Raw genomic sequence first — 6,630 nt, forward strand, 5'->3', positions numbered from 1 at the left:
ACCGGGCGAGCATGACGCCCGCCAGTGTGACCTACTCGTCGGTCGGTGTCGCGGGCCGTCGCGGCTCAGGGCGGGCCGTCGGGCACGAACTGCGCGAGCGCGGCCTGCCTCCCGCCCTCGATCTCCTCGGCGGTCGCGCCGCCGCCTGCCTGCGTGGCGGCCACCCAGCGCTCGATCGACCGTCGGTTGAACTCGATCACCTCGGGCGAGTTCGCCGCGGCCACCGGGTCGCCCACGGCCTCGCCGCGCACGAACAGCCCGAGCCCCATCAGCGCGCCGTCCCAGCCGGGGCCGACGAACAGGGAGCCCGCCGCGCTGCCGGCCATCGCGAGCGGCACGGTGTGCTCCAGCTCGAGCACCGTGTCCTCGCCGTCCGCGGCCAGGCGCAGCTCGACCACGCTCGTCTCGTGGCCGAACGTCACCCGCAGCAGGCGCGGCGGGGTGCACGTCAGGATGTCGCCGCCGGCGTTGCCCTCCAAGCGGAACGACCCGCCCTCGCGCAGGTCGCCGTGCAGCGGCAGGAACCAGCGCACGACGCGCTCGGGCTCGGTGAGCGCGCTCCACAGGTCCTCGGGCCCGGTGGGGTAACGGCGCCGCAGCAGCACCCGGACGGTGTCGCCCTCGACGTCGTCGAGGGCGACCTCGCGGTGGATGGCGTCGAGCTCGGAGAAGAGGTCCATCAGGTGTCCTCGGTGTCGGGGTCGGGTGCGTGCGCTCGGGACGTCCTGCGTGCGCGCTTCCCGCGGGCGATCTCGGTGCCGAGGGCGTCGAGGCGCTGCTCCCAGAACCGCCGGAAGCGCCCCACCCACACGTCCACCTCGCGCAGCCCGTCGGCGTCGACGGCGTAGAGCCGCCGCGTGCCCACGGCGCGCACCGTGGCCAGCCCGTTCTCCCGCAGTACCCGCAGGTGCTGCGACACCCCGGGCTGCGAGATGCCGAACTCGTCGCGGATGCGCTCGACGACCGCGCCCGAGGTCATCTCGCCGTCGGCGAGGAGCTCGAGGATCCGCCGGCGGACCGGGTCGCCGAGCACGTCCATCGCGTGCACGGCCGATAATCAACAGCTTTCGCTTATATAAGTCAAGCGCGGTACCGAGGGCTGTCGGGGGGTCGTGCCAGGGTGCCGGCATGACCACCGCCGACCTCGCCGCCACCGTCGCCCTCGTCGCCGGCGCCACCCGCGGGGCCGGCCGCGGCATCGCGGTCGAGCTGGGCGCCGCGGGGGCGACCGTCTACGTCACGGGGCGCAGCACCCGGGCACGGCGCTCGGAGTACGACCGCCCCGAGACCATCGAGGACACCGCCGACCTGGTCACGGCCGCCGGGGGCCGCGGCGTCGCCGTCCCCACCGACCACCTCGAGCCCGAGGCCGTCGCGGCGCTGGTGGCGCGGATCGAGCGCGAGCAGGGCCGGCTGGACGTGCTGGTCAACGACATCTGGGGCGGCGAGCTCCTGGTCGAGTGGGACGTGCCGGTGTGGGAGCACGACCTGGCGAACGGCCTGCGGACGCTGCGGCTGGCGATCGACACCCACCTCGTCACCGCCCACCACGCGCTGGGCCTGCTCGCGCGGCGGCCGGGCGGGCTGGTCGTCGAGGTCACCGACGGCACGGCCGCGTACAACGACCGCCACTACCGCCTCAACGTCTTCTACGACCTCGCCAAGATCGCGCCGATCCGCCTCGCCCGCTCGTGGGCGCACGAGCTCGCGCCGCACGGCGGCACCGCGCTCGCCGTGACGCCCGGGTGGCTGCGCTCGGAGATCATGCTCGAGCACTTCGGCGTCACCGAGCAGACCTGGCGCGACGCCCTGGTCCGCGAGCCGCACTTCGCGATCTCCGAGACGCCGCGGTTCCTGGGGCGCGGCGTCGCGGCCCTCGCCGCCGACCCCGACCGGGCGCGGTGGTCCGCGGCGTCGACCTCGTCGGGGGAGCTCGCCGCGGTCTACGGCGTCACCGACCTCGACGGCTCGCGGCCCGACTGCTGGCGCTACCTCGTCGAGGTCCAGGACGCCGGTCGGCCCGCGGACACCACGGGCTACCGGTGATGTCACGGCGGGCACCGCCGTCTCGTCCCGTGAGCATGAGCACACCACAGAACGCGATGCGGGTCCTCGTCGTCGGCGCCGGCTACGCGGGGGCGACCGCGGCGGTACGCCTGGCCGGCCGGTCGCGCGGCCGGGTCGACGTGACGGTCGTGAACCCTCGGCCCCGGTTCGTCAACCGCCTCCTCCTGCACCACGTCGCGATCGGGCGGCGGGTGGCCGCGCCGGGCCTGCGCGACCTGCTCGGGACGGCCGTCACCCTCGTGCCGGGCCGCGTCGTCGACCTCGATCCCGCCGGCGGGCGGGCCACGGTGGCCGGGCCGGAGGGCGTGCGCGTCGTCGCGTTCGACCGGGTCGTCCTCGCCACGGGTAGCACCACGGCCGTTCCGCTCGCGGGCGGCGAGCACGTGCACGCCGTCGGGGACCTGGAGGCCGCGCAGCGGCTGCGCCCGGCCTTCGCCGCGCTGCGGCCGGGCGCGGACGTCGCCGTCGTCGGGGGCGGGTTCACGGGCCTGGAGACGGTCGCCGAGCTCGCCGGGCGACGCCCGGACGTGCGGGTGCGGCTGGTCACCGCGGGCGAGGTCGGGGCGTGGTTCACACGACGGGGCGCCGAGCACGTGCGCACGACCCTGCGGGAGCTGGGAGTGGAGGCCCGGGGTGGGACGCGGGTCCGCGCCGTCGAGCCGGGCCGGCTGCACCTCGACGACCGCGGCGAGGTGCCGGCGGAGCTGACCGTGTGGTGCGGTGGGTTCGCGGCGCCGCCGCTGGCCCGCGAGGCCGGGATCGCCGTGGACGACCGGGGCGCGGTGCTCACCGACGCCACCCTGCGGTCGGTGTCCCACCCGGCGGTGCTGGCGGTGGGCGACGCCGGGCACACGCCCGGACCCGGTGGCGACCGCTACAGCATGTCCTGCCAGTTCGCCTTCCCCTCCGCCGCACACGCCGCGGACCTCCTGCGCGCCGAGGCGCTCGGGCAGCCGGTCGACGACGCCCTCGACCTCGGCTTCACCGCACGCGCCGTGAGCCTGGGGACCCGGCGCGCCGTGCTCCAGCCGACCACCCGCGACGACGTGGCCCGGGGCCGGGCCTGGACCGGCCGGGCCGCCGTGCTGGCCAAGCTGGTCCAGGTCCGGGGCGTCGTCGCCGCCATCGGTGTCGAGCGCCGCCTGCCCGGCACCGCGCGCTGGCCCGGCGCCGAGCCGCGGGCCGCCGTCGCGAGCGCGCCGTGAGCCGCATCGTGGAGTTCACCGCCGACGCGGGGCGCCTACGCGCGGAGGTGCGGGGCCCGCGGGCGCCCCCGGCAGGACTCGAACCTGCGACCACGGGATTAGAAGGCCCATGCTCTGTCCAGCTGAGCTACGGGGGCTCGGCGGACAGACTAGCGGCACGTCCGGATCCCTCCCTCGACGCTCGCGACGGCCCGGAACGCACTCGGGCGCGATCCGCAAGGCGATCGTCCGCGTCGGCTCACATCGATCCCTCGTCCCGGCGCGGACGGTGGCGGCATGACTCGTCGTCCGCCGAGCTCGTGTGCTCCACCCCGCCGGGACCGGGGCGCGACGCGACCTCGGCCCCTGCGCGTCCTGCCGGCCCTCCTCGTCGCCCTCGTCGTGGCGCTGACCGGCGCGGGCTGCGGACTCCTCGAGGACGAGAACGGGGCACCCGGTCTGGTCGTCGGCGGCACCGTGACCGTCGCCGGTCAGCCCTGTCCGGTCCCCGCGAGCGGGCCGGTCCACAGCGGCACCGTCGTGCGGGTCATCGACTCCTGGGGTGCCCTGGTCTCGTCAGCGCCTCTCGGCCCCGGTCGGACGGACACCGACCGCGCTCCGGCCGGGTGCGTGCTCCCGTTCACCGTCGCCGGCATCCCCGAGGACCCGGATCGGTACACGGTCGCCCTCGGTGAGAACAGCCGGTGGACCCAGCAGGTCACCACCGAGCAAATCCGGAACAACATCCCCGTCCTCTTCGTCGTGTGACGTGTCGGACGACACGGGCTCACGGACCGCCGCGGCCCGCGAGGACAAGGGTGGCGGCTCGTGGAGCACCCGAGCCCGACCGCACGTGCTCCCCGGCGCCGCGACCTACCCTGGGGAGGTGGCCACGACGACCCCGCCGCCCTCCGACGCGCCGGCGAGCGACGCCGCGCCGGCGTCCCGTCCCGCCACGCCCGCTGCGCTGTTCCTGTCCCAGGTCGGTCCGCTGCTGGCCGTGGCGGCGGTCGTCGCGCTGGCGCTGAGCACCCTGTCGGGCGCGGCGACCTTCGCACGGCTCGGCCTGCCCGACCCCGGCCCGCTGACCGTCTACGCGCTGCCCGTCGTGCGGGCGGTGAGCCAGGCGGCCGCCGCCGTGACCATCGGCTTCCTGCTGCTCGCGGGCTTCTTCACGCCGCCCGCGTCCTCGGGCTGGTTGTCGGCCGACGGGTACCGCGCGGTGCGGGTCGCGTCGTGGGGGGCGGCGACGTGGTCGGTCGCGGCGCTGCTCATGATCCCCCTCAGCGCTGCCGACGCCTACGGACGTCCGGTGTCGGAGATGCTCGACGCGCGCGTGCTCGCCGCCGCCGTCCCGGGCATCGAGGCCACCTCCGCCTGGACGCTCACCGCGCTCACCGCCCTGGTGACCCTCGGCGTCACGCGCGTCGTCCTCGGCTGGGGCGCGGCCGTCGTCGGTCTCGGCGTCGCGCTCCTCGGGCTCCTGCCACTGGCGCTCACCGGGCACTCGGCCGGCGGCAGCGATCACGACGTCGCCACCAACAGCCTGCTCGGGCACGTCCTCGCCGCCGCCGTCTGGGTGGGCGGGCTCGTCGCCGTCGTGACCCACCTGGTGGCCGGGGGACGCCACCCCGGGCTCGCCGTCCGCCGCTTCTCCGCGGTCGCGCTGGTGTGCTGGATCCTCCTGGCCGTCTCCGGTGTGGTCAACGCCCTCGTCAGGATCACGCCGGGCGACCTCGTGACGAGCACCTACGGGGCGCTCGTGCTCGCCAAGGCGCTCGCCCTCGTGGCGCTGGGCGCCTTCGGCGCGTGGCACCGCCGGCGGGGGATCCCCGCCCTCGACGCGGGACGGGCGGGCGCACTGGTGCGCTTCGCCGGGCTCGAGGTGCTGCTGATGGCGGCCACGATGGGCGTCGCGGTCGCGCTGGGCCGGACGCCACCGCCCGTCGCACCGCAACCGGCGCCGACGCGTGTCGAGGCGCTCGTCGGGTACGCCGTCGACGAGCCGTTGACCGTCGCCGGCCTCGTCACCCAGTCCCGCTTCGACCTCGTCTTCGGCACGGCGGCGCTGGTCCTCGCCGGGCTCTACCTCGCCGGGGTCCGCCGTCTCCGTCGCCGCGGCGACGCCTGGCCGGCGGGTCGCACCGTGGCGTGGCTCGCCGGCTGCCTGGCGCTCCTCGTCGCGACCTCGTCGGGCATCGGCCGCCACGCGCCGGTGATGTTCAGCGTGCACATGGGTCAGCACATGATCCTCAACATGCTGGTGCCGATCCTGCTCGTGCTCGGCGGACCGGCGACGCTGCTGCTGCGCGGCCTGCCCCCGGCGGGCACGGGTGCTCCGCCCGGACCGCGCGAGTGGGTGCTCGCCGCCGTGCACTCACCGGTCGCCCGCGTCCTGACCCAGCCCCTCGTCGCGCTCGCGCTGTTCGTCGGCAGCTTCTACGTCCTGTACTTCTCGGGCCTGTTCGACGTGGCTCTCGAGTCCCACTGGGCGCACCTCGCGATGAACGTCCACTTCCTGCTGGTCGGCCTGCTCTTCTTCTGGCCGATCGTGGGCATCGACCCCAGTCCCCGGCAGCTGCCCCCGATCGGCCGGCTGGGGCTGCTCTTCGTCGCCATCCCGCTGCACGCCTTCTTCGGCATCGCGGTCATGAGCTCCGAGACCGTCATCGGGGCGAGCTTCTACCAGCAGCTCGAGCTGCCGTGGGTCGACCGCCTGGCCGACCAGACCACCGGCGGGGGGCTGGCCTGGGCCAGCGGCGAGGTCCCGATGCTCGTCGTGCTCATCGCGCTGCTCGTGCAGTGGTCCCGTGCCGACGAGCGCACCGCCCGGCGGGAGGACCGTCGCGCCGACCGCGACGGCGACAGCGAGCTCGCCGCGTACAACGCGATGCTGCGCTCGCTCGCGACCACGGGACGGGCGGAGCCCGCCGAGCACGCCCGTGCGACGACCGAGGCCTCGGCGGCGTCCGGCCCCGGCGAAGAGGTGCACGAACGCGGTACCTGACCCCGGGTCGTCACCCCGGTCCGGTGGGTCGCGTACAGTGGTGAGGCACCCGGGGAACGGACGCGACGAGCGGCCGGCCGGGAGCCGACCGGGGACTCGGTTCTCGGGTACAGTCGAAGACGGCGGTCAGACGGAGCCCTCGGTGGCTCCGAGGTGAACGCCTCCCGCCCGCGACGGGACGGACCGACGGGGACCCCCGCCACGGACCACCACGACGGGTCGGGTACAGTGGGAAACACCGCGAGGAACTCGGCCGGAAACGGCCCGGGTGAGTTGCGTGTGGTTGTCCTTTGAGAACTCAACAGTGTGCTGAATGTTTGGTGTGTTTGTCCTCGTCGGCGCCATGGCTTTGTGGTTGTGGTGTCGTGGGGT

Annotated in this window: 6 protein-coding genes and 1 tRNA gene; 4 read left to right on the top strand and 3 right to left on the bottom strand. The window is 75.3% G+C overall.

Annotation, left to right across the window (positions count from 1 at the left end):
* Window positions 1-65 precede the first annotated feature (65 nt).
* Complete coding sequence (locus C8D89_RS18130; RefSeq protein ID WP_243418211.1) at window positions 66-680, bottom strand: SRPBCC family protein; 615 nt, start codon at window positions 678-680, stop codon at window positions 66-68.
* Window positions 680-1,048: an ArsR/SmtB family transcription factor gene (locus C8D89_RS18135; RefSeq protein WP_116709519.1), complete on the bottom strand. Its 369-nt coding sequence runs from the start codon at window positions 1,046-1,048 to the stop codon at window positions 680-682. The genes C8D89_RS18130 and C8D89_RS18135 overlap by 1 nt, the downstream gene beginning before the upstream one ends.
* 80 nt (window positions 1,049-1,128) lie before the next feature.
* Here C8D89_RS18135 and C8D89_RS18140 point away from each other — a divergent pair, with 80 nt between their 5' ends.
* Together C8D89_RS18140 and C8D89_RS18145 are read left to right on the top strand one after the other, a co-directional pair.
* Window positions 1,129-2,046, top strand: a complete 918-nt coding sequence (locus C8D89_RS18140) for an SDR family oxidoreductase (RefSeq protein WP_116709520.1) — start codon at window positions 1,129-1,131, stop codon at window positions 2,044-2,046.
* Between the two features lie 35 nt (window positions 2,047-2,081).
* Window positions 2,082-3,272 (top strand): NAD(P)/FAD-dependent oxidoreductase, encoded by a 1,191-nt coding sequence (locus tag C8D89_RS18145; RefSeq protein WP_165825784.1) that lies wholly within the window; start codon window positions 2,082-2,084, stop codon window positions 3,270-3,272.
* Between the two features lie 63 nt (window positions 3,273-3,335).
* On the opposite strand, the gene C8D89_RS18150 is transcribed toward C8D89_RS18145, so the two are convergent.
* Window positions 3,336-3,409 (bottom strand) — tRNA-Arg (locus C8D89_RS18150).
* A gap of 139 nt (window positions 3,410-3,548) precedes the next feature.
* Between C8D89_RS18150 and C8D89_RS18155 the strand changes: the two genes are divergently transcribed.
* Both C8D89_RS18155 and C8D89_RS18160 read left to right on the top strand, forming a co-directional pair.
* Window positions 3,549-4,019 carry a hypothetical protein gene (locus C8D89_RS18155; RefSeq protein ID WP_133251959.1) on the top strand — a complete coding sequence of 157 codons (471 nt, stop codon included), beginning with the start codon at window positions 3,549-3,551 and terminating at the stop codon, window positions 4,017-4,019.
* Between the two features lie 118 nt (window positions 4,020-4,137).
* A complete protein-coding gene (locus C8D89_RS18160; protein ID WP_423717157.1) occupies window positions 4,138-6,258 on the top strand; it encodes a bifunctional copper resistance protein CopD/cytochrome c oxidase assembly protein in 2,121 nt (706 codons plus the stop codon).
* Window positions 6,259-6,630 lie beyond the last annotated feature (372 nt).

The sequence above is a fragment of the Actinomycetospora cinnamomea genome (assembly GCF_003096675.1).
Taxonomy (GTDB): domain Bacteria; phylum Actinomycetota; class Actinomycetes; order Mycobacteriales; family Pseudonocardiaceae; genus Actinomycetospora; species Actinomycetospora cinnamomea.